Consider the following 24,653-nt stretch of genomic DNA (forward strand, 5'->3'; position numbering starts at 1 on the left):
CTCGAACGACTTCGTGTACCACTGGATCGAAACACCCGCCGACCTTGCCGCCCGCCTTGCGCGCGGAAGCTCCCTGACCCGCATCGGCCTGGATACCGAATTCGTCCGCGAACGCACCTACTGGCCCAAGCTCGCCCTGGTGCAGATCGCGCTGCGCGATGCCGATGGTGTGCTGGACGTGCTCCTGGTCGATCCGCTGGCACCGGGGATGACCCAGGCCTTGACGGCGCTGCTGGTCGAGCCCGGCATCCTCAAGATCATGCACAGCGCCAGCGAAGACCTGGTGGCGCTGAAGCACGCCTGCGGCGTGGTGCCCCAACCCCTGTTCGATACCCAGATCGCGGCCGCACTGGCCGGGATCGGCGCCGGTGTCGGTTACCAGAAACTGGTGGAGCAGGTCGAGGGTGTGGTCCTGGCCAAGGGCGAGACCCGCTCGGACTGGCTGCGCCGCCCGCTGTCGCCTTCGCAGCTCGAATACGCAGCCGACGACGTGCGGCATCTGCATGCCATGCACGATGCCCTGGACACGCAGCTGCAGGCCCTGGGCCGCAGCGATTGGCTGGCGCAGGATTGCGCACGCATGGTCGCCAACGCCGAACGCGATGAGCTGGAGCGCTGGCCGCATCTGCCCCTGCGGGCGGCCCAGTACCTCGACACGGCCGGCCAGCACCGCTTGCTGCGATTGCTGCGCTGGCGCGATGCCCATGCCAGGGACAGCGACCGGCCGCGCAGCTGGATCCTGGACAACGAACTGGCGGTGGCGCTCGCACGCACGCCGCCGGCCGATCCGGCGGCCCTGCAGGCGCGGCTCGAAGCCGAACCCAAGGCGCCGCGCAAGCTGGGCGCACCGCTGTGGCAGGCGCTGACCACGCCGCTGCCCGACGAGCACGACGCACCGCCGATCCGCGGCGAGGACCGCGACAAGCAGGCGATGCGCAAGCTGCAGGATGCCGTCGCTGCGCTGAGCGCCGAACTCGGCCTGCCCGACGGCGTACTCGCCTCGCGCCGCTGGCTCGAGCCCTTGCTCGACGGCGAGTGGCCCGCGGGGCTCGCGGGCTGGCGCCGCGCACTGCTGGAACCGCGGCTGGCCGCGCTGCTGCCGTCTGGCCGCACCGCATCCACGTCCGTATAATGCGCAACCTCGTGGGGCGGTAGCTCAGCTGGGAGAGCGTCGCGTTCGCAATGCGAAGGTCGGGAGTTCGATCCTCCTCCGCTCCACCACGTTCCCGGAGACATGCACCAAGCGGCGCATGTCTCCGGATGGATCTCCCGACGACGGCGCCGCAAGGCGCCGTTTTCGTTTGTCGCCGCCGCAGCGTCGGAAACGTGATGGCGCCGGTGAAATCCGTCGCGGCCGTATGCCGTTAGTTTGTTGACCCACCTCGTGGCGCGCGTCAAGAATCGGGACTGGCCTGTGGTACGGCGTCCCTCGCGCGATCCGTCCCCTGCCTGGTTGCATTCCAAGCGCGCGAGTTCTGTGGGGAGATCGGCAGATGGATAGACGTCAATTCCTGGCGCTGGGCGGGATCGGGTTCGGCGGCCTGCTCGTTCCATCGGCCTTCACCCGCGCGATCGCGGCAGAGGAGCTCGAGTCCTCGCTCGATGTGGCGATGAAGAAATCGCTTGCCGATGCGGCCCTGGGTGCGGCCCGCGACTCGGGTGCCAGCTATTGCGACGTGCGCATCGGCCGTTATCTGCGCCAGTTCGTGATCACGCGCGAGGACAAGGTGCAGAACGTGGTCAACACCGAATCCACCGGTGTGGGCGTACGCGTCATCGCCGACGGCGCCTGGGGCTTCGCCGCCACCAATGCGCTGACCGCCGACGGCGTAGCCAATGCGGCGCGCCAGGCCGCGGCCATCGCCAAGGCCAATGCCAAGATCCAGTCCGCGCCGGTGCAGTTCGCCAAGGCACCGGGCTACGGCGAGGTGAGCTGGAAGACGCCGATCGTCAAGAACGCGATGGCGGTGCCGATCAAGGACAAGGTGGACCTGCTGCTGGGCGTCAACGCCGCGGCGATCAAGGCCGGCGCCAACTTCGTCAATTCCACCCTATTCCTGGTCAACGAGCAGAAGTATTTCGCGTCGACCGACGGTTCCTACATCGACCAGGATGTGCACCGGATCTGGGCGCCGCTGGAGGTCACCGCGATCGACCAGGCCAGCGGCAAGTTCCGCACCCGCGACGGCCTGTCGGCGCCGATGGGCATGGGCTACGAGTACCTGGACGGCACGGCCGCCGGCAAGACCACCCTCCCCAATGGCGTGGTCGTGTACGGCATGTCCTACGACATGGAGGAAGACGCCGTCGCCGCTGCCAAACACGCGCAGGCCAAGCTCAAGGCGCCATCGGTGAAGCCCGGCAAGTACGACCTGGTGCTCGACCCCTCGCATACCTGGCTGACCATCCACGAATCTGTCGGCCACCCGCTCGAGCTCGACCGCGTGCTCGGCTACGAGGCCAACTACGCCGGCACCAGCTTCGCCACCCTGGACAAGCGCCGCGACAAGTTCCGCTATGGCAGCGACGAGGTCACGATCTTCGCCGACAAGACCCAGAAGGGCAGCCTGGGCGGGGTCGGCTACGACGACGAGGGCGTCAAGACCAAGCGCTGGGACTTGATCAAGGACGGCATCCTGGTCGATTACCAGACCATCCGCGACCAGGCCCACATCCTCGGCAAAACCGAATCCGACGGCTGCTGCTATGCCGACTCCTGGAGCAGCGTGCAGTTCCAGCGCATGGCCAACGTGTCGCTGGCTCCGGGCAAGCAGAAGCTGTCCGTGGCCGACCTGATCAAGGACGTCGAGAACGGCATCTACATCATCGGCGACGGCTCGTTCTCGATCGACCAGCAGCGCTACAACGCCCAGTTCGGCGGCCAGCTGTTCTACGAGATCAAGGACGGTAAGATCACCCAGCAGATCGAGGACGTGGCCTACCAGATCCGTACGCCGGAATTCTGGAACGCGTGCGCGGCCGTGTGTGACGAGAGCGACTACCGCATGGGCGGTTCGTTCTTCGACGGCAAGGGACAGCCCGGCCAGGTGTCGGCGGTTTCGCACGGATCGAGCACCGCGCGCTTCAACGGCATCAACGTGATCAACACCGCGCGCTCGCTGGGCTGATGCGCAGACGCGACTTCATCGTCGGCTCGGGCGTCGGCATCGGCTCCCTGCTGCTGCCGCCGTTCTCGCGCGCGGTGGCGGCCGAAGCACTGGTCTCGCAGCTCGACGCAGGCCTCAAGAAGCGTTTGGCCGATACCGCCCTGTCGGCGGCGAAGTCCGGTGGCGCGACCTACGGCGACGTGCGCATCGGCCGTTACCTGCGCCAGTTCATCAACACCCGTGAGGACAAGGTCGAGAACATCGTCAACACCGAGTCAACCGGCATCGGCGTGCGGGTGTTGGCGGATGGAGCCTGGGGCTTCGCCGCAACCAACACGCTGACCGAGGACGCCGTAGCCGGCGCCGCGCGGCAGGCGCTGGCCATCGCCAAGGCCAATGCCCGCACCGGCGGCGCGCCAGTGCAGCTCGCGCCGGCCAGGGGCGTGGGCGAAGTGCGCTGGGCCACGCCGATCCGACGCAATCCGATGGATGTGCCGGTCAAGGACAAGGTCGATCTGCTGCTGTCGGTCAACGCCGCCGCCATGCAGGCCGGCGCCAGCTTCATCGCTTCGAACCTGTTCCAGGTGAACGAGCAAAAGTACTTCGCCTCGACCGACGGCTCCTACGTCGACCAGGACATCTACCGCATCTGGGCGCCGTTCACCGCGACCGCGGTCGACAAGGCCAGCGGCAAGTTCCGGACCCGCGACGGCCTGTCCTCGCCGATGGGGATGGGTTACGAATTCCTCGAAGCCAGACCGGAACACCGGGTCGAGCTGCCCAGCGGCGTGGTCGTCTATTCGCAGTCCTACGACATTGTCGCCGACGCCGTGGCCGCGGCGCGCGACGCCCAGGCCAAGCTCAAGGCGCCTTCGGTCAAGCCCGGCAAGTACGACCTGGTGCTCGATCCGAGTCACCTGTTCCTGACCATCCACGAGTCGGTCGGCCACCCGCTCGAGCTCGACCGCGTGCTCGGCTACGAGGCCAACTACGCCGGCACCAGCTTCGCCACGCTCGACAAGTGGCGCGGCAAGGATTTCCGCTATGGCAGCGACCAGGTGACCATCGTCGCCGATCGTACCCAGCCGCACTCGCTCGGCGCGGTCGGCTTCGACGACGAGGGCGTGCCTGCGCAGCGCTGGGACCTGATCCGCGATGGCATCCTGGTGAACTATCAGGCCACGCGCGACCAGGCGCACATCATCGGCCTGGATGCGTCGCAAGGCTGCTCCTACGCCGATTCCTGGAGCAGCGTGCAGTTCCAGCGCATGCCCAACGTGTCGCTGGAAGCGGGCAAGCAGGCGCTCACGCCTGCGCAGATGGTGGCCGACGTCGAGGACGGCATCTATATCGTCGGCCGCGGCTCGTACTCGATCGACCAGCAGCGCTACAACGCCCAGTTCGGCGGGCAGCTGTTCCACGAGATCAAGGCCGGCAAGGTCACGCGCATGATCGAGGACGTGGCCTACCAGATCCGCACGCCCGAGTTCTGGAACGCCTGCAAGTCGGTCTGCGACCGTAGCGACTACCGCCTGGGCGGCTCGTTCTTCGACGGCAAGGGCCAGCCCTCGCAGGTGTCGGCGGTTTCCCACGGCGCCAGCACCGCACGCTTCACCGGCATCAACGTCATCAACACCGCACGCAGCCTCGGCTGACTTCCGGCCTCTATTCTCTGGAGAATTCGCAATGGGTATGTTCACCGAAGAGCGCGCCAAGGCCATCCTGGACAAGGTGGTTGCGCTGTCGAAGGCCGACGAATGCACCGCGCAGCTGACCGGCAGCACTGCGGGCAACATCCGCTTCGCGCTCAACAACGTGTCCACCAGCGGCATCGTCGACGACACCGAACTTGCGGTGCAGGTCGCTTTCGGCAAGCGTGTCGGCACGGCGACGATCAATGAGTTCGACGACGCCGCGCTCGAACGCGTTGTGCGTCGCGCCGAGGACCTGGCGCGGCTGGCCCCGGAGAACCCGGAGTTCATGCCGGCCATCGGCAAACAGACCTACAAGCCGACCGACACCTTCAGCGCGGCCACCGCCGCGATCACGCCCGAATTCCGCGCCAGGATTGCGGCCGATTCCATCGCCGCCGCCAAGAAGGACAATCTGATCGCCGCCGGCTTCCTGCAGGATGCGCAGAGCTTCACCGCTTTCGCCAACAGCAACGGCAATTTCGGCTACCAGACCTCCACCAGCGCCGATTACACCTGCACCGTGCGGACCGAGGACGGCAGCGGATCGGGCTGGGTCGGGCGCAACGTCACCGACATCGGCAAGTTCGACGCCGGCGACGCGATCGCCATCGCCACCCGCAAGGCGCGCGAGTCCTCGAACGCCAGGGCACTGGAACCCGGCAAGTACACCGTGATCCTGGAGCCGCATGCGGCCGCGGGCCTGGTCTCGTTCATGATGTTCTTCTTCGACGCGCGCCAGGCCGACGAAGGCCGCAGCTTCCTGTCGAAGAAAGGCGGCGGCAACAAGCTCGGCGAGCAGGTATACGACCCTCGCGTGAGCCTGTGGGCCGATCCGTGGGACGCGGACGTGCCGGTGGAGCCGTGGGACGACGAGGGCCTGCCGCGCACGCGCATGCCGATCATCGACAAGGGCAAGGTCGCGGCGCTGAACTACTCGCGCTACTGGGCCAAGAAGCAGGGCAAGCCCGAGACCGCGACGCCCGGCAACCTGATCATGTCCGGCGGCACCAAGTCGACGGCCGACCTGGTGCGCGAGACCGACAAGGGCATCCTGGTCACCCGCACCTGGTACATCCGCATGGTCGACCCGCAGACGGTGCTGCTCACCGGCCTGACCCGCGACGGCACGTTCTACATCGAGAACGGCGAGATCAAGTACCCGCTGAAGAATTTCCGCTTCAACGAATCGCCGGTGATCATGCTCAACAACGTCGAGGAATTCGGCAAGCCGATCCGGGTCAGCGGCGACGAATCCAACTTCGCCATGATGATCCCGCCGATGAAGCTGCGCGATTTCACCTTCACCTCGCTGTCGGACGCGGTGTGACCCATGCCGGCGCGCCGCAGCGGATGACGCGCCGCCACCCTCCCGTGCTGGGCGGCGGGAGGGCGGATCCGACATGAACCGCCGCGACGCGCTGCGCCTGATCGCGGGCGCCGCGGCAGCGGCCGCGTTGCCGGCCGTACACGCGGCGCAGTACGACTTCTGGTTCACCCGGCTGCGCTACGACTCGGGCGACTGGGACGTGGACCAGCGCATGCCCTCGAACCTGATCACCTCGCTGATCGACTACACCAGCCTGCGCGTGGATCCGGACGAGCGCGTTGTCGCGCTGGCCGACCCGAAGATGCTGCAGGCGCCGTTCTGCTACCTGGCCGGGCACAAGCTGGTGGAATTCAACCCGGCCGAGCGCCGCAACTTCGAGCGCTACGTGCGCAACGGCGGTTTCGTGTTCGTCGACGACTGCAACCACGACATCGACGGTCTGTTCGCGAAGTCGTTCGAGGCGCAGATGGCGTCGATCTTCGGACCGAAGGCGTTGCGCAAGCTGCCTAACGACCACGCCATCTACCGAAGTTTCTTCACCTTCAAGGACGGCCCGCCCGCGACCACGTTCGAACTCAACGGCTGGGGCGACGATCTGGTGCACGACTACCTCAAGGGTATCGAGATCGACGGGCGCCTGGGCGTGCTCTACAGCAACAAGGACTATGGCTGCGAATGGGACTACGACTGGCGCAACCGGCGGTTCCTGGCCGAGGACAACACCAAGCTGGCGGTGAACATCGTGATCTACGCGCTCACCGCCTGACCACTGTAGGAGCGCCTCTTAGGCGCGACCGCGTTGCCCCATCCTGCGATCGCGCCTAAGAGGCGCTCCTACAACAACAATGACCGATGGAATGCCGATGAACACCCCCACCGAAGCCGACATCCAGCGCGAACTCGCGCAGCTGGCCACGCTGCGCGATGCGATCGCGACCGCGATCGTGGGCCAGCAGGATGTCGTGGAGCAGCTGCTGATCGCACTGCTGGCCGGCGGCCACTGCCTGCTCGAAGGCGTCCCGGGCCTGGGCAAGACCCTGCTGGTGCGCTCGCTGGGACAGGCGCTGGACCTGCAGTTCCGGCGCGTCCAGTTCACCCCGGACCTGATGCCCAGCGACATCCTCGGCACCGAAATCCTGGAAGAGGATCACGGCACCGGCCATCGCATGTTCAAGTTCCAGCGCGGCCCGGTGTTCACCAACCTGCTGCTGGCCGACGAGCTCAACCGCACCCCGCCCAAGACCCAGGCGGCGCTGCTGGAAGCGATGCAGGAACGCACGGTGAGCTATGCCGGCGTGACCCATGCCCTGCCCGCGCCATTCTTCGTGCTCGCCACCCAGAACCCGCTGGAACAGTCCGGCACCTATCCGCTGCCCGAAGCGCAGCTCGACCGCTTCCTGCTGCACGTCAAGGTCGACTATCCCGATGAGGCGGAAGAACGCACCATCATCGAACAGACCACCGGTCGCCCGCAGCCCGAGGTGCCACGGGTCATGCACGGCGAAGCCATCCTCGGCCTGCAGGCGCGGGTGCGCGAAGTACACCTGGGCGACGAGCTGCTGACCTGGATCACGCGCCTGGTGCGCGCGACTCGTCCGCATCCACCGGGATCGGCAGACGCGGGCGTGCCCGAGGTCAACCAATGGGTGCGCTGGGGCGCAGGCCCGCGTGCCGGACAGTCGCTGGTGCTCGCGGCCAAGGCGCGGGCCCTGCTGCACGGGCGCCTGGCCGCGACCCGCGAGGACGTGATCGCGCTTGCCGCACCGGTGATGCGACACCGCTTGTTGCTGTCGTTCGTGGCCGAAGCCGAGCGCCGGACTGCGGACGACGTGGTCGCCGCGCTGCTGCGCGCGATGCCGCCACCGGCAGCCTGACATGCGAGGCATGCGACACCGATGTGGGAGCGGCCTCGGCCGCGACTGCCCTTGACGCCAGTCATGGCTACTCAAGAATCGAGCAAGCTCGCCCCCACCGACCTGATCCCGGCGGACGTGCGCGCGCGGCTGAAAGACCTGCAGCTATCGGCGCGCCGCGCCAGCGGCGCACAGGGCTTCGGCCTGCACCGCAGCCCGAGCCGCGGCGCGGGCCTGGAATTCGCGCAGTACCGCGCATACGAACCCGGCGACGAGCTGCGCCAGATCGACTGGAAACTGTATGCGCGCTCCGATCGGTTCTTCGTGCGCGAAGCCGAACGCGACAGCCCGCTCGACGTCTGGTTGCTGATCGACACCAGCGCCTCGATGTCGCAGGCCGACGAATCGCGGCCGCATTGGTCGCGGCTGGAGGCCGCGAAGGCGCTGGCCGCCTGCTGCATCGAACTGGCGCTGCGCCAGGGCGATCGCTTCGGCCTGGCCGCGATCAGCGGCGCCGGGCTGCAGGTCACGCCGCTGGGCAGCGGCCCGCGCCAGCGCGACCGCTGCCTGCTCGCGCTGCAGGCGCTGAGGGCGTCGGGCGCGTGGCCGGACGAAGCTCAGCTGCGTCCGCTCTGGGAAGCGATCCGCGCACGCAGCCTGGTGCTGTCACTGGGCGATACGTTCGATGAAGCCACGCCGCAGCTGCTGGAGCGCTTCGCCGCCGCGCGCCGCGAGGTGCTGGCGATCCAGATCCTGACCGTGGGCGAGCGCGATTTCCCGTTCCACGGCGGACACCGCTTCCGCGACCCGGAAACCGGCGAGGACGTCCTTAGCGACGGCGATCGGGTACGCGCCGATTTCCTCGAGCGCTTCGGCGCGGCGCAGCGAGCCCTGGTCTCGCGTCTGACGGCCGCGGGCATCCGCCATGCCCGCTACGTGCTGGACGAACCGCTCGACGCGCCTTTGCGGCAGCTGTTTCTCGCACGGCCGGGCGGCTGAGTGCGTGATGGATCGCGTCCGGTGAACGTCTTCGAATGAGCATGCTCCTGCTGCTGCCGATCGGCCTGACCGCGCTGGCCGCGCTGCTGCTGCCGCTGCTGGTGCACCTGGCGCGCCGCAGCGAGCAACGGGTGGTGCCGTTCGCCGCGCTGCGCTGGCTGAAGGCGCTGCCGCAGCCGCGCCGCAGGCATCGCTTCGAGGAATTGCTGCTGATGCTGGTCCGCCTGCTGCTGCTGGCCGCGCTGGCGCTGCTGCTGGCACTGCCGGTGCTGTTCGGGCGACCCGATCGCCGACCGCGCGTCGCGGTGGCGCCCGGGGTGGACATCGCCGCGGCACGCGCGCAACCCATCGGGGGCGACGCGCGTTGGCTGTGGATTGCCCCCGGGTTTCCGCAGCTGGAACCGGAGAAACCGGTCGACAAGACTGCGGCGGCAACCAGTTCCGCGGAGCCAGCACCATTCGCCAGCCTGCTGCGCGAACTCGATGCACAGCTTCCGGCAAGCACGCCGCTGACCGTGCTCGTTCCCGCCGTGCTCGACGGTGCGGACGCGCAGCGTCCGCTGCTGAGTCGCCGGGTCGACTGGCGCATCGTCTCGGCACCAGCGAATGACGATGCCAATTCTCCAGCCCGTAGCCGCATCGCGCCGTTCGCATTGCAGGTGCGCCATGCGCCAGATCGCATCGCGTCGCTGCGCTACCTGCGTGCGGCGGGCATGGCCTGGACGCGCGCCGACCAGCCCGCAGCGGATCGCGCACCGCGACTCGACGCGGCGATGTCGATCGCGCCTGCGGACCAGCCGCTCAACGCGGGCGCGCGGGCGCTCGTATGGCTCGTCCCCGGGCCTGCACCTGATGCAATCCGGGACTGGGTTGCAAGCGGCGGCCAGGTCCTGCTCGACCATGATGCGCAGTGGCCGGACTTTCCACGCGATGCGCCCATCGTCTGGCGCGATGACCAGGGCGCACTGGCGCGCGCGATCGGCTTTGGAAAAGGACGCGCGCTGAAGCTGGAACGCCCGCTGCTGCCGGCGGCGATGCCCGGATTGCTGGACGCCGATTTTCCGCTGCAACTGCGCGATCTGTTCGCGCAAGCACCTGCGCAACCTGCGCGGGTCGAAGCGTCCGGATACGCGCCGCGCACCGGAGTCGATCCCTGGCCGGAACGCCCACGCCCGCTCGCGCCATGGCTGGTCTGGCTTGTCGCCGGGCTGTTCCTGCTCGAGCGCCTGCTCGCCAGCGGCAGGCGCCGGAGCGAGGCCGCATGAGGTCCGATGCCATCCTGCGGCAGGCGCACCAGCGCGCGCGCCGTCACGCGCTATTCGGCATCGCGCTGGCGGCGCTGCCTTGGGTCGCGGTGGCCGGCGCATTGATCTGGCGAACGGGCGCGACACTCGCCTGGCTTGGGCTCGTGGCCGTGTTGCTGGTGTCGACGCTCCATGCCTGGCGCCGCATGCGCGCGATGGATGCGCGCTGGCTCGCCCGCACCCTGGATGCACGCCGACCGGACATGGAGGACAGCGCAGCCTTGCTGCTCGGACTGCAGCCGGCGAGCGGTGCCTTGCCGGCGCTGCAACGCGTGCGCCTGCAGACGCGCATCGAACGGGGACCCGCGCCCGAGCTGCGCATTCCATGGGACGCTCGCGCGCTTGCGGTCTCCGCCCTGCTCGCCACCATCGCGCTGTCGGCAGTCCTGTTGTGGCCCCGATCGGAGCCGGGCACCACGACCCCTGGGGCACAGCGTGCGGACGCCGCGTCGTCCAGCGGCGCACCGCCGCGCCTGATCGCGCGGCAGCTGGAAATTCACCCGCCCGGATACACGGGCCTGCCCGTGCGTCGCATCGATGCGCTTTCGGCACGGGTACCGGTCGGCACCGAGCTGCGCTGGACGCTGCGCTTCGCGCCGGAGCCGGCCCAGGCTGCGCTTGTCTTCCTGGACGGACAACGGCTGCCGCTGCGGCGCGACAACGATGGCGCCTGGCGCGCGCGCCGCCGCGTCGAGCGCGGCCTGCTGTACACCGTCGAGCCTGCGCAACCGGGCCGCGACGGCCAGCCGCAGATGCACCGCATCGACGCCATCGCCGATCGCGCGCCGCGCGTGCGCGTGCTGCAGCCGGCAAGCACCCTCAGCACGGTGCAGACCGGCCAGCGCAACTGGACGGTCGCGTTCGAAGCCGAAGACGATTACGGACTCGCGTCCACAGCGCGCCTGCGCGTGATCCGCACCGAGGGCAGCGGCGAGAACATCACCTCGAAGGAGCAGGCGCTGACGTTGCGCGGTACCGGCACCGGCAAGCGCCGGCGCTACGGGCATACCTTCGCGCTGGGCGCGCTCGGGCTAGTACCGGGCGACGACCTGATCGTGCAGCTGGTGGTGTCCGACCTGCAGGCGCCCAGGCCGCATGAGGTGGCCAGCCCGAGCCTGATCCTGCGCTGGCCGCCCGAAGTCCAGGAGCAGGCCGCCGGACTGGACGGGATGATGAAGAAGGTGATGCCGGCCTACTTCCGCAGCCAGCGCCAGATCATCATCGACGCCGAAGCACTGCTGAAAGAAAAACCGCGCATCACCGCGGACGAGTACCTGCAGCGTTCCGACACCATCGGCGTGGACCAGCGCCTGCTGCGCCTGCGCTACGGGCAGTTCCTGGGCGAGGAAAGCGAAGGCGCGCCGCAGCTGCCCACCAGCGACGCACCCGCCGAAGAATCCGGACACGAGTCCGACCTGCCGACCAATGACCCGGCCGCGCCGACCACTCACGATGCTCCGGAACCGGCAGCGGCAGCCGAGGGTGAGGACACCCACGCGCCCGGCGACGGCCACGATCACGATGACGGCGCACCGGCGCAGCGACAGGCCGGCTTCGGCGAGGAACAGCAGGTGCTCGAACGTTTCGGCCACACCCACGACATACCCGAAGCTGCGACCTTGCTGGACCCGAAGACGCGCGAACTGCTGCGCGCCGCGCTCGACGAGATGTGGCAGTCGGAGGTCAACCTGCGACAGGCCAAGCCCGAAGCCGCCCTGCCCTACGCCTACCGCGCGCTCGACTTCATCAAGCGCGTGCAGCAGTCCGAACGCATCTACCTGGCGAAGGTGGGCGTGGACCTGCCGCCGATCGACCCCGGCCGGCGCCTGAGTGGGGAGCGCGCGGGTCTCGCAGATCGCACGGACCCGATGCGCGCGGCGACGGCGCCGGATCCCACCATCGCCAACGCATGGCTCGCGCTAGCGCCCACCGCGGACGGCGCCGCAGCGCGCGTCGACCTCGACGCACTGGCGCGCTGGATGGCGAGCCGCGAGGTCCAAGGCGGCGATCCGTTGGCGATCGCGGCGGCGATCCAGTCCCTGCGGCGCGACCCGGCATGCGCGGCCTGCCGGGACCGGTTGCGCACGCAGCTCTGGCCGCTGCTGGCCCGCCCGTCCGCCGCCCCGGCGCCGCGCGAGCGCGCCGGCCAGATCGGTGACGCCTACCTGGATGCGCTCGGTCGCGAGGCGCGTCCATGAGCCTGCCGGTGATGATTGCGTCGCTGCTTGCGCTGGCGGTGACCCTGGCGACGCTGCGCATGCTGCTGCGCTGGAGCAGCGCCACCGCGACGGTGCGTCCCCAGGCCTGGCGCGCGACCTTCCTGCTGGGCGGGCAGGCCGCCAGCGCTGCCCTGCTGTACTTCACCCTGTTCCCGCCCGCAGCACCGGCACCGGCCGGCGCGCTGACCGTGCTGACCGCGGACGCCGGCAAGACCCCATCCGTCTCCACGCCGGGCCGGGTGATCGCACTTCCCGAAGCGGGAACGGTTCCCACACGCTGGCGGGGTGCGGATCGGGTGCCGGACCTTGCCACTGCGCTGCGGCGCTACCCGGCCACGCGCACGATCCACGTGGTCGGCGCCGGCCTGGTGGAGCGCGACCGAGAGGCCCTGCAAGGCCGCGCGCTGCGGTTCCATCCCGCCCCGCTGCCCGCCGGGCTGGTCGAGCTGGAACGGCCGGGCGCCGTCGCCGCCGGGCGCAGCTTCGCGGTGCGCGGTCGCGCGAACGCATTGCCGGGTGCACGCGCGGAGTTGCTGGATCCGGCGGGGCGACGGCTGGATTGGGCCGTCCTGGACGATGCCGGCGGATTCGAATTGCACGGCAGCACGCGCAGCGCCGGACTGGCGAGCTACACCTTGCGCCTGCGCGACGGGCGCGGGCGGATCGCCGAGCGCGTCGCCATCGCCGTGCAGATCCTGCCTGCCCGACGCCTGCGGATGCTGGTGCTGGCCGGGGCGCCGAACGCGGAACTGAAATTCCTGCGCCGCTGGGCGATGGACGCGGGCATGGCGCTGGAGACGCGGATCGACCTGGGCGCGGGCCTGCAGATCGCCAGCCGTGCGCCCGCGCTTGCCCCTAGTTCCCTCGACAAGCTCGATCTGCTGGTCGTCGACGAACGCAGCTGGCGATCGCTGGGCGCCGGCCAGCGCGGCACGGTCCTGGCGGCGGTCGATCGCGGCCTTGGCCTGCTCCTGCGCCTGTCCGCCGCCGCCGGTCCGGGCGAACACCCGACGCTGCGCGCGCTCGGCTTCGCCACGTCCGGGGTGCCGCGGCGCGAAGTCCGCCTGGGCGCGGGATTCGCGCGGGCGGGCGACGCCGTGGATGCGCTGCCGACGATCATGCGCAGCCCGCTACAGGTGTCGGCCGGGGATGCCGTGGTGGCGCTCGCCGATGCGGCGGGCACACCGCTGTCGGTCTGGCGCGCACGCGGCCGCGGGCGGATCGGCATCGCCGCGTTCGACGACAGCTACCAGCTTGCGCTGGGCGGGCGCACGGACGCGCACGGTGAGCTCTGGAGCCGGCTGGCGAGCGTGCTCGCGCGCGCCGCGCAGGGCGAACCCGCGCCGACGATCACCGTCGCGCCGCCTGGTGAACGCAGCGTGGCCTGCGGCCTGCGCAGCGGGGCGCTGGTGGCTACGCCGGACCAGCGGAGCGTGCGGCTGCAGGTCGATCCGCGCACTGGCCCCGCGGCCTCGGATCAAGTCCGGGGCAGGCTCTGCGCCGGTTTCTGGGCCGATACGCCCGGTTGGCACCGGCTCCACCAGCAGGGACAGGACACGCCATTCTTCATCCCGGCCGCCGGCGAGGCGCCCGCGCTGCGCGCAGCGGCCACACGCGACGCGACCCGGCTGCTGGCCGGCGCACCGGACGCCTCCGGCGGGGCGGACACCTCGCTGATCACCGGGCCGCGCTGGCCCTGGTTCATGGGCTGGCTGGTGCTGACCGGCCTGTTGTGGTGGCTCGAACGCTCCCGCCACGGGCTGCGGGCCATGGCCGCCGGCGAACCCAGCTCCTGAGGCAGTGCGGACAGTGTCCTGCGATAATTGCGCCCCTTGGCCCCGTAGCTCAGCTGGATAGAGCGGTCCCCTCCTAAGGGACAGGTCGTACGTTCGAATCGTATCGGGGCCGCCATAGAAGCAGGAACGAGTGGACAGGAGTGGGGAACGGGTGGGTCGCCACCCTTGCCTCGCCTGTCCACTCGTTCCTCGTTTCTCTCTACTCGTTTCTCGTTCCTGGAGTCCCCCATGTCTCATCCCGTCCTCACCGCCCTCGGCCTGGGCGCGACCGAATCCGGCACCTACCTGGGCAACGGCGAATGGTCGAAGACCAGCGACGCTGGCGTGCTCGAACCGGTCAACCCCACCGACGGCAGCGTGCTCGCCCGGGTGCAGGCGTCCTCGCAGGCCGATTACGACCTCATCGTCGAGCGTGCCCAGGCTGCCTTCAAGGTCTGGCGCACAACCCCGGCGCCGCGCCGCGGCGAGGCGATCCGGCTGTGCGCCGACGCACTGCGCGCGCACAAGGACGCGCTCGGTTCCCTGGTCGCGCTGGAGATGGGCAAGAGCAAGCCCGAGGGCGATGGCGAGGTGCAGGAGATGATCGACATCGGCGAGTTCGCGGTCGGCCTGTCGCGCCAGCTCTACGGCCTGACCATGCATTCCGAGCGCCCCGGCCACCGCATGTACGAGCAATGGCAGCCGCTGGGTCTGGTCGGGATCATCAGCGCGTTCAACTTCCCGGTCGCGGTCTGGGCCTGGAACAGCTTCGTTGCAGCGGTGTGCGGCGACATTTCGATCTGGAAGCCGTCACCGAAGACGCCGCTGTCGGCGATCGCATCGATGAAGATCTGCAACGAAGCCCTGCGCAAGGGTGGCTTCCCCGACCTGTTCTACCTGTTCAACGACGCCGGCTCTGAGCTGGCGTCCGCCTTCGTCGACGACAGGCGCATTGCCCTGGTCAGCTTTACCGGTTCGACCAAGGTGGGTCGCGCGGTCGGCGAGCGCGTCGCGCGTCGCATGGGCCGCAGCCTGCTGGAGCTGGGCGGCAACAACGCGATCATCGTCGATGCGACCGCTGACCTGAAACTGGCGATCCCCGCGATCGTGTTCGGCGCGGTCGGCACCGCCGGCCAGCGTTGCACCACCACCCGGCGGCTGTTCGTGCACGAAAGCATCTACGAGGATGTCCTGGGCAAGCTCAAGACCGCCTACGCCCAGGTCGAATCGAGGATCGGCGATCCCACCGATCCGGCCAACCTGATGGGACCGCTCAACAGCCGCGACGCGGTAGACGCATTCCTCGACGCCATCGAAAAGGCCAAGGCGGCCGGCGGCACGATCGAGAGCGGTGGCGCCGCGCTGTCCGATCGCAAGGGCAATTTCGTGCTGCCGACCCTGGTCACCGGCCTGTCCAACGATGCCGAGATCGTGCAGCACGAGACCTTCGCGCCGATCCTGTACGTGATGAAGTTCGGCACCCTGGACGAAGCGATCGAACTGCAGAACGCGGTGCCCCAGGGCCTGTCCTCGGCGATCTTCACCACCAACCTCAAGGCGGCCGAGGCATTCCTGGCTGCGTCGGGTTCGGACTGCGGCATCGCCAACGTCAATATCGGCACCTCCGGCGCCGAGATCGGCGGCGCGTTCGGTGGCGAGAAGGAAACAGGCGGCGGCCGCGAATCCGGATCGGATGCATGGAAGGCGTATATGCGCCGGCAGACCAACACCATCAACTATTCCGACGCGCTGCCGCTGGCGCAGGGAATCAAGTTCGACCTCTGACGCCAGCGATGGCGGTGGGAGCGAGTCCGCTCGCGAATACCTCAGCCGAGGCTGGAACTGGCGCGAAGCAATCGCGGCCAAGGCCGCTCCCACGGGTTGGACGTCGGGATCGCAGCAGCAAATGGCGTCCTTCGACGAGCGGAACTCCGCCCTGCCGCCCGTTTCGGGCAATAATGTGAAGGCCGTCCCCCCGCCCGGCTGCGACGACACATCCGATGTATTCCCTGGCACGTCCCTTCCTGTTCGGCCTCGATGCGGAGCGTGCGCACGCGATCGGGCTGTCGTCGCTGGAGGCCGCCTATCGCCTGGGATTGACCCCGTTGCTGGCGCGCAGGCCGCAGGCCTTCCCGACCCGCGCGTTCGGCCTGAACTTTCCCAACCCGGTCGGGCTAGCGGCGGGCCTGGACAAGAACGGCGCGCATGTCGATGCGCTGCTCGGTCTCGGTTTCGGCTTCATCGAGGTCGGAACGGTCACGCCGCGTCCGCAGGAGGGCAATCCGAAACCGCGCATGTTCCGGTTGCCGCAGCACCAGGCGATCATCAACCGGCTCGGCTTCAACAACGATGGCGTCGACGCGCTGGTCGAAAACGTGGGCCGCGCGCGCCGCAAGGGCGATGGGCTGCTGGGCATCAATATCGGCAAGAACAAGGACACGCCCAACGAATCGGCCGAACGCGATTACCTGGTGTGCCTGGAGCGGGTCTACCCGCTGGCCGACTACGTGACCATCAACATCTCCTCGCCCAATACCGCCGGCCTGCGCGAACTGCAGGAGGAACAGGCCCTGCGCCGCCTGGTCGGCACCCTGCGCGAAGCGCAGGAACGCCTGGGCGCGCAGCACGGCAAGCGCGTCCCGATGCTGGTCAAGGTCTCGCCTGATCTTTCCGACGACGATATCGACGCATGCGCGCGCGTGCTGGGCGACCTGCAGGTCGACGGCGTGATCGCCACCAACACCACGGTGTCCCGGATCTCGGTCCAGGACCATCCGCTGTCCGCCGAGACCGGCGGCCTGTCTGGCGCACCGCTGATGGACAAGTCCACCGCGGTACTGCGCATGCTGCGTACGCGCCTTCCCGAAGCGATTCCGCTGATCGGCGTGGGCGGCATCCTCGGCGGCCCGGACGCGGCGAAGAAGATGGCGGCGGGCGCGCAGCTGGTGCAGCTCTATACCGGCCTGATCTACCGCGGCCCGCAGATCATCGACGAATGCATCGACGCGGTTCGGCGACGCAAGGAATGGCCCAGCCGCGGCAACATCCCGGTTCTGTAGGCTGGTTTTGTAGGCTGACCGGTGACATGACCGATCCCGTCCGCGGCGTGCGCCGCACCGAGAACGCCGACCTGCGCACGCGCAATACCTTCGGCGTGCGCGCGCATGCGCCGCTGCTGCTGGAAGTCGACGACGCCGATGCCCTGCCCGAGATCTTCGGCCGCGGCTGGGCGGACACCGGATCCATGGTGCTGGGCAGCGGCAGCAACCTGCTGTTCGCCGCGGATCCGCAGCAGACACTGCTCGCGCTCACCGGCCGCCGGGTCGAACTCCTGCACGACCGGGCCGATGTCGCGATCGTCCGCGCCCAGGCCGGTGCCGACTGGCACCCGTTCGTGATGTGGACGCTGGAGCAGGGCCTCTCGGGTCTGCAGAACCTGGCTCTGATTCCCGGCACCGTGGGCGCGGCGCCGATCCAGAACATCGGTGCATATGGCGTGGAAGTCGGTGAATCCGTGCACGCCGTCATCGGTTTCGAACGCGCCAGCCGGCGATTGCTGCGCCTGGACCGCGACGCCTGCCGCTTCGCCTACCGTGACAGCATGTTCAAGCAACAGGCCGATGCGTGGATCGTGACCGCGGTGGAATTCGAACTGCCGCGCAGGCCTGCTCTGAATCTGGACTACGCCGGGCTCGGCGAGGAACTCGCAGCCATGGGCATCGCCAGCCCCACGCCGCGACAGCTGGCCGATGCCGTGATCCGCATCCGCCGCCGCAAGCTGCCCGATCCGGCGCGGATCGGCAACGCCGGCAGTTTCTTCAAGAACCCGATCGTGCCCGTGGCGTTCGCTTCCAAGCTGCAGGCCGCGCATCCGTCGCTGCCGGTGTTTCGCGGCGACCGTGACGACACGCGCAAGCTGTCGGCGGCCTGGCTGATCGACCAGTGCGGCTGGAAGGGCCGGCGCGAAGGCGATGCCGGCATTGCCGACCAGCACGCGCTGGTGCTGGTCAACCATGGAAACGCCAGCGGCGCGGAGCTGCTCGGGCTCGCGCGCAACGTCGCCGCATCGGTGCAATCCCGCTTCGGCGTATCGCTCGAACCCGAACCGCGCATCGTCGGTGCGCAATGGTGAGTCCCCCACCGCGTGGGAGCGCGCTCGCGCGCGAATGCTCCTGATGGCTCCCGCGAAAAGCAATCGCGGCCAAGGCCGCTCCCACGAACCGCCTCGTTGAACAAGAGACACAACGTGCCACCCTCCCCGTCCGCCTCCCACGCCCGCGCGGCGCTGCTGATGCTCGGCAGCACGGTGTTCTTCGGCCTGATGGCAGTGACCATCCGTCTGGCTTCGGAGTCGATCGACACCTACGAAGTCGCATTCTTCCGCAACCTGTTCGGGCTGCTGGCACTGCTGCCGCTGCTGCGCGGCCGGATGCTCGCGTCGCTGCGCACGACCCAGCTGCCGCGCTATTTCCTGCGCAGCGCGATCGGGGTCGCGTCGATGCTGTGCGGCTTCTGGGCGATCGGCAACCTGCCGCTGGCGCAGGCGGTCTCGCTGTCGTATTCCACCCCGCTGTTCGTGACCATCGCCGCGGTCATCTTCCTGCACGAACAGGTGCGCGCCCGCCGCTGGGCGGCCGTGGCGATCGGCTTCATCGGCGTGCTGGTGATCGTGCAACCCGGCAGCACGCAGTTCAGCCTCGGCAGCCTGGTCGCGCTGGCTGCCTCGGTGCTCAGCGCGGTCGTCGCGATCCAGATCAAGCAGCTCTCGCGCATCGACACCGCCGACACGATCGTGCTGTGGACCTATCTGTTCTGGGTGCCGATTTCGCTGCTGCCGGCGCTGGCGGTGTGGGAATGGCCGCAGGGCATGGCCTGGCTCTGGGTGATCGCCACCGGCGTGATGGGCACCGGCGGCCAGCTGCTGTGGACGCGCGCGCTGAAGCTGGGCGATGTCTCCGCGCTCACGCCGATCAGCTTCATGCAGCTGCCGATCGTCGCCTTCGCCGGCTGGCTGTTGTTCGACGAGGCGATCAGCCGCTGGACCGTCCTCGGCGCCGGCATCATCTTCGCCGCCAATGCCTATATCGCGCATCGCGAGGCGCAACTGGCGCGCCGGGCGGCGACCAGCGCGCCGGTGGAGGCGGTCAAACCCGGCGAATGAACGAAGCGCTCGTCCGCGCTCAGCGTTCGCCCCACGGGCGCAGGTGGCCGTAGAACGCCAGCCCGTAACAGCCCACCGCCCACACCAACGCAGCGGTCCAGCCGGCGAGGATGTCGGAGGGGTAATGCACGCCCAGATAGATGCGTGACAGGCCCACCATCGCCACCAGGAACGCCATCGCGCCGAGCGTGGGCCAGCGCCAGCGCGTGTGCCAGGCCAGCAGGACCAGCACCGCCGCCAGGGTCATCGAGCCCATCGCATGGCCGCTGGGAAAACTGAAGCTCGCCTCGGGCGAGATCGATTCCCACAGGCTTGGCCGCTCGCGCGCGAAGAATTGCTTGGTGGCGAGGTTCAACAGCGCCGAGCCGCCGAGCGCCGCGGCGGCGAAGATGCTTTCGCGGAAGCGCCGTCGCCACGCCAGCGCCGCCACCAGCGCGACGTCGAACGGCACCACGCCGTACTGGTAGCCGATCGCCGAGAACAGCAGGAACCAGCGGTCGAATCCCTCCCGCGCCATGGCGCGCGCGAGCTGCAGGATCGGCGCATCGAAGGGAAACGCTTCCGCCTCGCGCACCTCGTCGGCGAGCTCGGCGAAGCCCCACAGCGGCAACAGCAGGCCGGCGAACAACAGCAGCAAGCGTCCGCCGTGGCGCTGCAGGAAGGCCTCGCCGGCCCGGGTTTCCGCCTTTGCGACGGAAACGGTTTTCGCGACGACCTCAGGGGCCCGGTGCGGCGCCGGACCGGAATTTCCGCTCGACATAGTCATCGATCAACGCGACGAATTCGACGGCGATGTTCTCACCGCGCAAGGTGACGCTCTTTTCACCGTCGACGAAGACCGGCGCGGCTGGAGCCTCGCCGGTGCCCGGCAGCGAGATGCCAATGTTGGCATGGCGCGATTCGCCCGGTCCGTTGACCACGCAGCCCATCACCGCCAGGGTGAGGTTCTCCGCGCCCGGGTGGCTGATCTTCCAAAGCGGCATCTTCGCGCGCACGTGTTCCTGCACCACCTTCGCCAGTTCCTGGAAAAACTCCGACGTGGTGCGGCCGCAGCCTGGGCACGCGGTGACCATCGGCGTGAACGCGCGCAGCCCCATGGTCTGCAGCAGCTCCTGCGCCACCACCACCTCGGTCGTGCGCGCCTGCCCAGGTTCGGGCGTCAGCGAAATGCGGATCGTATCGCCGATGCCCTCCTGCAGCAGCACGGCCAGCGCAGCGCTGGAAGCGACGATGCCCTTGCTGCCGATGCCGGCCTCGGTCAGGCCCAGGTGCAGGGCGAAATCCGAACGCGAGGCCAGGTCGCGATAGACCGCGATGAGCTCCTGCACGCCGCTGACCTTGGCGCTGAGCACGATGCGATCGGCGGGAAGCCCCAGTTCGACGGCACGATGCGCCGAGTCCAGCGCCGAGAGGATCAGCGCCTCGCGCATCACCCGACCCGCGTCCCAGGGCTCGGCGCGCGCGTGGTTCTCGTCCATCAGCCGCGCCGCCAGCGCCTGGTCCAGGGAACCCCAGTTGGCGCCGATGCGCACCGGCTTGTCGTAACGGATGGCGAATTCCACCAGCTGCGCGAACTGGGTGTCGCGCTTCTTGCCGAAGCCGACATTGCCCGGATTGATCCGGTACTTGGCCAGCGCCTCGGCGCAGGCCGGCTCGTTCGCCAGCAACTGATGGCCGTTGTAGTGGAAGTCGCCGATCACCGGTACCTCCAGCCCCTGCATGCGCAGGCGCTCGACGATGCGCGGGACCGCGGCGGCGGCTTCCGCGGTATTCACCGTGATCCGCACCAGTTCGGAACCGGCGCGCCACAGCTCGGCGATCTGTTTCGCGGTCGAAGCGACGTCGGCGGTGTCGGTGTTGGTCATCGACTGCACCACCACCGGCGCATCGCCGCCTACCTTGACCCCGCCAATCGAAACCTGGCGCGTCCTGCGCCGCGGCGCGGGGCCGTAGGTCCACTCGGCAAGCGAATGGATCAGGCTGGGCGTGTGCTGCGGGCTTGCGGACATCCGCACATTGTAGGGCGGGCCCGGGCCCGCCTTCGCGGATCGCGGCGATCCCGCATTCGCGTGCGCCTGTTTCCGGCCTGCCTTGGCCTGGCGTCGATTCCACCCTCGCGACGGGGCCGTGCAGGGGTGTCCAGGTTCGAGGCCGGGCGATGGGGGGCCTGGGCCCGCCCTACAATCACCCGATGACCGATGCTCCGACCGGGGAAGTGCTGACCCCCAGCCAGCTCAACACCCTGGCCCGCGACCTGCTGGAAGGCGCATTCCCGCTGATCTGGGTCGAGGGCGAACTGGGCAACGTCTCCAAACCCGCATCCGGCCATCTCTACTTCACCCTCAAGGACGAACGCGCGCAGGTGCGCTGCGCCATGTTCAGGCCCAAGAGCACATGGCTGAAGTTCCAGCCGCGCGAGGGCCTGAGGGTGCTCGCGCGCGGCCGCCTGACCCTGTACGAGGCGCGCGGCGACTACCAGCTGGTGCTCGATCACATGGAGGAAGCCGGCGAAGGCGCGCTGCGGCGCGCGTTCGACGCGCTCAAGGCCAGGCTGACCGCCGACGGCGTGTTCGACGATGCACGCAAGCGGCCCCTGCCTGCCTTCCCGCGCCGCATCGGCCTGATCACCTCACCCAGCGGCGCGGTGGTGCGCGATGTGCTGAGCGTGCTGGCGCGGCGTTTCCCGCTGGTCGAGGTCGACGTGTTGCCGGTGCCCGTGCAGGGCGAGACCGCCGCCGCGCAGATCCGCGGCATGCTTTCGCGCGCGATCGCTTCGGAACGCTACGACGTACTGCTGCTCGCGCGCGGCGGCGGTTCGCTGGAGGACCTGTGGGCCTTTAACGACGAACAGCTGGCGCGGGCGCTCGCCGCCTCGCCGGTGCCGGTGGTCTCGGCCGTCGGCCACGAAACCGACTTCAGCCTGGCCGATTTCGCCGCCGATCTGCGCGCGCCTACGCCTTCGGTGGCCGCCGAACTGCTGGTGCCGCATCGCGCCGACCTGACCACGCAGCTGCTGGGGCTGCAGCGGCGCATGCATCGCCTGCAGGCGGATCGCCTGCGTCAGCTCGCCCAGCGCGCGGACCGCGCGGTGCTGCGCCTGCAGGCTGCCCGACCGCAGGCGCGGCTCGCCCTGCTGTGTCGTCGCCAGGATGACGCCGCGCGCCGCCTGCAGGCAGGGGTGCAACGTCGGCTGGACGCCGCGCGTGCGCGCCTGCGCCATGCCGACGCGGTGCTGCGGGCCTGTCACCCCGAACGCCGGCTCGCGCTGCTGCGCCAGCGCCTGATCGCGCTGCGCACGCGACCCCAGGCCGCGATCGCCCGTCGCCTGCAAGGCGAGGCGCTGGGCCTGCGCAGCCTCGCCCGTTCGCTGGAATCGGTCAGCCCGCTGTCCACCATCGCCCGCGGCTACGCCATCCTCCAGCACCCTGATGGCCGCGTGGTGCGCAAGGTCGGCGAAGCTTCGCCTGGCGACAGGCTCGAAGCACGGCTCCAGGATGGCGTGCTGGGGGTCCGCGTCGAACGCGAACTCCTGTAGGAGCGCCGCTTCGGCCCGATCGCATTGGAGTGGGAGCGGCCTTGGCCGCGAATGCTTTCGTCTTTCAATCCGTACCCGGAAGAAACAATCGTGGCCAAGGCCGCTCCCACGGGTAACTGAGGCGTCGCGCCACAGCGGCGCTCCTGCAGACGCGCTTAACGGCGATGCTGCAAACATGCGTCCACGGAGACTTGCATGCTCAAGAAGACCTACCCGTATTACCTTGCCAACAAGCCATTCCCGGCGAACACCGATCTCGAGGTGCTGGACAAGTACTCCGGCAAGCGCGCCACGCGCGTGGCGTTCGCCGACAAGGTGGCAGTACGCAAGGCCATCGTCGCCGCGCACAAGGCGCGCGAGGCGATGGCGGCTTTCACACCCGACGCGCGCCGCGACGTGCTCGAACATTGCGTGCGCCGATTCAGCGAACGCCAGGAGGAGCTGGCGCTGGCCCTGTGCATCGAGGCCGGCAAGCCAATCCGGGATGCGCGCGGCGAAGTCACCCGGCTGATCGATACCTTCCGCATCGCCGCCGGCGAAGCGACGCGCATCGGCGGCGAGGTGATCGAGCTGCAGGTTTCCCCGCGCACCCGTGGCTACCGAGGCATGACCCGGCGGGTCCCCATCGGTGTCTGCGCCTTCATCACTCCGTTCAACTTCCCGCTCAACCTGGTGGCGCACAAGGTCGCGCCGGCGATCGCCGCGGGCTGCCCGTTCGTGCTCAAGCCCGCGGCGAAAACGCCCGTCGGCGCCCTGATCATCGGCGAGGTGCTGGCGGAGACGGGCCTGCCGAAGGGAGCGTTCTCGATCCTGCCGTGCTCCAACGAAGATGCCAGCCTGCTGGTGGAAGACGAGCGCATCGCCCTGCTCAGCTTTACCGGCGGCCTTGTCGGCTGGGACCTGAAGGCGCGCGCGGGCCGCAAGAAAGTGACCCTGGAACTGGGCGGCAACGCGGCCTGCATCGTGGACGCCGATCCCGGCCGGCCGCTGGACGCGCTGGTCGAACGCCTGGTGTTCGGCGCCTATTACCAGTCCGGCCAGAGCTGCATCAGCGTGCAGCGGATCTACGCGCATCGTGCGGTCTACCCGAAGCTGGTGAAGCGGCTCGCTGCGGCGGTTGGCAAGTTGAAGATGGGCGACCCGCGAGACGAGAAGGTGTTCATCGGGCCGATGATCGACGAGGACGCCGCAAGGCGCGTCGACAGCTGGGTCAGGGCCGCGCTGAAATCCGGCGCAAGGCAACTCGCAGGTGGCAAGCGCAAGGACAACATGCTGCCCGCGTCGCTACTGGAAAACGTGCCGCACGACGCCGACCTTTACCGCAAGGAGGCCTTCGGCCCGGTGGCCTGCATCGAGGCGTTCGACGACTTCGACGACGCCATCGCCCGGGTCAACGACAGCGACTTCGGCCTGCAGGCCGGCGTGTTCACCGCCGATCTCGCCCACGCGATGCGCGCCTGGGACCGGATCGAAGCGGGCGGCGTGATCGTCGGCGACGTCCCCAGCTTCCGTGTCGACAACATGCCCTACGGCGGGGTGAAGCAGTCTGGTCTGGGACGGGAAGGCGTGCGCTTCGCGATCGAAGACATGACCGAAACGCGGCTGCTGGTAATCCGCACCCCGTAGGGCGGGTCTCGACCCGCCATCCCCATTCGCGACCGTCGCGTGCGCCGTGCGCA

General features: G+C 69.0%; 18 protein-coding genes and 2 tRNA genes. 18 read left to right on the top strand and 2 right to left on the bottom strand.

Annotated elements, in window-relative coordinates; translation table 11 throughout:
• The first annotated feature begins 13 nt into the window (after window positions 1–13).
• From rnd to MC380_RS10055, 16 genes are all read left to right on the top strand, one after another.
• Window positions 14–1,132, top strand: coding sequence for a ribonuclease D (rnd, locus tag MC380_RS09980; RefSeq protein WP_242103439.1), 1,119 nt, complete (start codon window positions 14–16; stop codon window positions 1,130–1,132).
• A gap of 13 nt (window positions 1,133–1,145) precedes the next feature.
• Window positions 1,146–1,221 (top strand) — tRNA-Ala (locus MC380_RS09985).
• A 272-nt stretch (window positions 1,222–1,493) separates the two neighbouring features.
• A complete protein-coding gene (locus tag MC380_RS09990) occupies window positions 1,494–3,128 on the top strand; it encodes a TldD/PmbA family protein (protein WP_242164543.1) in 1,635 nt (544 codons plus the stop codon).
• Entirely contained in the window at window positions 3,128–4,762 is a 1,635-nt protein-coding gene (locus MC380_RS09995; protein ID WP_242164545.1) for a TldD/PmbA family protein, read from the top strand. The genes MC380_RS09990 and MC380_RS09995 overlap by 1 nt, the downstream gene beginning before the upstream one ends.
• A 31-nt stretch (window positions 4,763–4,793) precedes the next feature.
• The gene (locus MC380_RS10000; protein ID WP_242103436.1) at window positions 4,794–6,128 is read left to right on the top strand and encodes a TldD/PmbA family protein; all 1,335 of its coding nucleotides are present in this window, start codon (window positions 4,794–4,796) and stop codon (window positions 6,126–6,128) included.
• A gap of 73 nt (window positions 6,129–6,201) precedes the next feature.
• Window positions 6,202–6,894, top strand: coding sequence for a DUF4159 domain-containing protein (locus MC380_RS10005; RefSeq protein ID WP_242103435.1), 693 nt, complete (start codon window positions 6,202–6,204; stop codon window positions 6,892–6,894).
• Window positions 6,895–6,991: 97 nt separating this feature from the next.
• Window positions 6,992–8,002 carry a MoxR family ATPase gene (locus MC380_RS10010; RefSeq protein WP_242103430.1) on the top strand — a complete coding sequence of 337 codons (1,011 nt, stop codon included), beginning with the start codon at window positions 6,992–6,994 and terminating at the stop codon, window positions 8,000–8,002.
• A 63-nt stretch (window positions 8,003–8,065) separates the two neighbouring features.
• Window positions 8,066–8,980 carry a DUF58 domain-containing protein gene (locus tag MC380_RS10015; protein WP_242103429.1) on the top strand — a complete coding sequence of 305 codons (915 nt, stop codon included), beginning with the start codon at window positions 8,066–8,068 and terminating at the stop codon, window positions 8,978–8,980.
• 35 nt (window positions 8,981–9,015) lie between these two features.
• Window positions 9,016–10,245 (top strand): BatA domain-containing protein, encoded by a 1,230-nt coding sequence (locus MC380_RS10020; RefSeq protein WP_242164546.1) that lies wholly within the window; start codon window positions 9,016–9,018, stop codon window positions 10,243–10,245.
• Window positions 10,242–12,482, top strand: a complete 2,241-nt coding sequence (locus MC380_RS10025) for a DUF4175 domain-containing protein (RefSeq protein WP_242164548.1) — start codon at window positions 10,242–10,244, stop codon at window positions 12,480–12,482. Before MC380_RS10020 ends, MC380_RS10025 begins: the two co-directional genes overlap by 4 nt.
• Window positions 12,479–14,299, top strand: coding sequence for a carboxypeptidase regulatory-like domain-containing protein (locus MC380_RS10030; RefSeq protein WP_242164550.1), 1,821 nt, complete (start codon window positions 12,479–12,481; stop codon window positions 14,297–14,299). Before MC380_RS10025 ends, MC380_RS10030 begins: the two co-directional genes overlap by 4 nt.
• A 38-nt stretch (window positions 14,300–14,337) precedes the next feature.
• A tRNA-Arg gene (locus MC380_RS10035) sits at window positions 14,338–14,414 on the top strand.
• A 113-nt stretch (window positions 14,415–14,527) separates the two neighbouring features.
• Window positions 14,528–16,063, top strand: a complete 1,536-nt coding sequence (locus MC380_RS10040; RefSeq protein WP_242164552.1) for an aldehyde dehydrogenase family protein — start codon at window positions 14,528–14,530, stop codon at window positions 16,061–16,063.
• Between the two features lie 215 nt (window positions 16,064–16,278).
• Window positions 16,279–17,337: a quinone-dependent dihydroorotate dehydrogenase gene (locus MC380_RS10045; protein WP_242103424.1), complete on the top strand. Its 1,059-nt coding sequence runs from the start codon at window positions 16,279–16,281 to the stop codon at window positions 17,335–17,337.
• Between the two features lie 26 nt (window positions 17,338–17,363).
• Window positions 17,364–18,410, top strand: a complete 1,047-nt coding sequence (murB, locus tag MC380_RS10050) for a UDP-N-acetylmuramate dehydrogenase (protein WP_242164554.1) — start codon at window positions 17,364–17,366, stop codon at window positions 18,408–18,410.
• Between the two features lie 159 nt (window positions 18,411–18,569).
• A complete protein-coding gene (locus tag MC380_RS10055) occupies window positions 18,570–19,439 on the top strand; it encodes a DMT family transporter (RefSeq protein WP_242164884.1) in 870 nt (289 codons plus the stop codon).
• Window positions 19,440–19,458: 19 nt separating this feature from the next.
• Here MC380_RS10055 and MC380_RS10060 read toward each other — a convergent pair whose 3' ends face one another.
• Together MC380_RS10060 and ispG are read right to left on the bottom strand one after the other, a co-directional pair.
• Window positions 19,459–20,199: a phosphatase PAP2 family protein gene (locus MC380_RS10060; RefSeq protein WP_242103433.1), complete on the bottom strand. Its 741-nt coding sequence runs from the start codon at window positions 20,197–20,199 to the stop codon at window positions 19,459–19,461.
• Complete coding sequence (gene ispG / locus MC380_RS10065) at window positions 20,156–21,448, bottom strand: flavodoxin-dependent (E)-4-hydroxy-3-methylbut-2-enyl-diphosphate synthase (RefSeq protein WP_242164556.1); 1,293 nt, start codon at window positions 21,446–21,448, stop codon at window positions 20,156–20,158. Before ispG ends, MC380_RS10060 begins: the two co-directional genes overlap by 44 nt.
• Window positions 21,449–21,630: 182 nt before the next feature.
• Here ispG and xseA point away from each other — a divergent pair, with 182 nt between their 5' ends.
• Together xseA and MC380_RS10075 are read left to right on the top strand one after the other, a co-directional pair.
• Window positions 21,631–22,974, top strand: coding sequence for an exodeoxyribonuclease VII large subunit (gene xseA / locus MC380_RS10070; RefSeq protein ID WP_242164558.1), 1,344 nt, complete (start codon window positions 21,631–21,633; stop codon window positions 22,972–22,974).
• Between the two features lie 195 nt (window positions 22,975–23,169).
• A complete protein-coding gene (locus MC380_RS10075) occupies window positions 23,170–24,600 on the top strand; it encodes an aldehyde dehydrogenase family protein (protein ID WP_242164559.1) in 1,431 nt (476 codons plus the stop codon).
• Window positions 24,601–24,653: the final 53 nt, after the last annotated feature.

The organism is Lysobacter sp. M15, from assembly GCF_022662515.1.
GTDB lineage: Bacteria > Pseudomonadota > Gammaproteobacteria > Xanthomonadales > Xanthomonadaceae > JAKPBU01.

Excerpts from the sequence above, each read along its gene's own strand:
- MC380_RS09990 (WP_242164543.1), top strand. The coding sequence starts at position 1,494 with ATGGATAGACGTCAATTCCTGGCGCTGGGCGGGATCGGGTTCGGCGGC.
- MC380_RS09995 (WP_242164545.1), top strand. The coding sequence starts at position 3,128 with ATGCGCAGACGCGACTTCATCGTCGGCTCGGGCGTCGGCATCGGCTCC.
- MC380_RS10000 (WP_242103436.1), top strand. The coding sequence starts at position 4,794 with ATGGGTATGTTCACCGAAGAGCGCGCCAAGGCCATCCTGGACAAGGTG.
- MC380_RS10005 (WP_242103435.1), top strand. The coding sequence starts at position 6,202 with ATGAACCGCCGCGACGCGCTGCGCCTGATCGCGGGCGCCGCGGCAGCG.
- MC380_RS10010 (WP_242103430.1), top strand. The coding sequence starts at position 6,992 with ATGAACACCCCCACCGAAGCCGACATCCAGCGCGAACTCGCGCAGCTG.
- MC380_RS10015 (WP_242103429.1), top strand. The coding sequence starts at position 8,066 with ATGGCTACTCAAGAATCGAGCAAGCTCGCCCCCACCGACCTGATCCCG.
- MC380_RS10020 (WP_242164546.1), top strand. The coding sequence starts at position 9,016 with ATGAGCATGCTCCTGCTGCTGCCGATCGGCCTGACCGCGCTGGCCGCG.
- MC380_RS10025 (WP_242164548.1), top strand. The coding sequence starts at position 10,242 with ATGAGGTCCGATGCCATCCTGCGGCAGGCGCACCAGCGCGCGCGCCGT.
- MC380_RS10030 (WP_242164550.1), top strand. The coding sequence starts at position 12,479 with ATGAGCCTGCCGGTGATGATTGCGTCGCTGCTTGCGCTGGCGGTGACC.
- MC380_RS10040 (WP_242164552.1), top strand. The coding sequence starts at position 14,528 with ATGTCTCATCCCGTCCTCACCGCCCTCGGCCTGGGCGCGACCGAATCC.
- MC380_RS10045 (WP_242103424.1), top strand. The coding sequence starts at position 16,279 with ATGTATTCCCTGGCACGTCCCTTCCTGTTCGGCCTCGATGCGGAGCGT.
- murB (WP_242164554.1), top strand. The coding sequence starts at position 17,364 with ATGACCGATCCCGTCCGCGGCGTGCGCCGCACCGAGAACGCCGACCTG.
- MC380_RS10055 (WP_242164884.1), top strand. The coding sequence starts at position 18,570 with ATGCTCGGCAGCACGGTGTTCTTCGGCCTGATGGCAGTGACCATCCGT.
- MC380_RS10060 (WP_242103433.1), bottom strand. The coding sequence starts at position 20,199 with ATGTCGAGCGGAAATTCCGGTCCGGCGCCGCACCGGGCCCCTGAGGTC.
- ispG (WP_242164556.1), bottom strand. The coding sequence starts at position 21,448 with ATGTCCGCAAGCCCGCAGCACACGCCCAGCCTGATCCATTCGCTTGCC.
- xseA (WP_242164558.1), top strand. The coding sequence starts at position 21,631 with ATGACCGATGCTCCGACCGGGGAAGTGCTGACCCCCAGCCAGCTCAAC.
- MC380_RS10075 (WP_242164559.1), top strand. The coding sequence starts at position 23,170 with ATGCTCAAGAAGACCTACCCGTATTACCTTGCCAACAAGCCATTCCCG.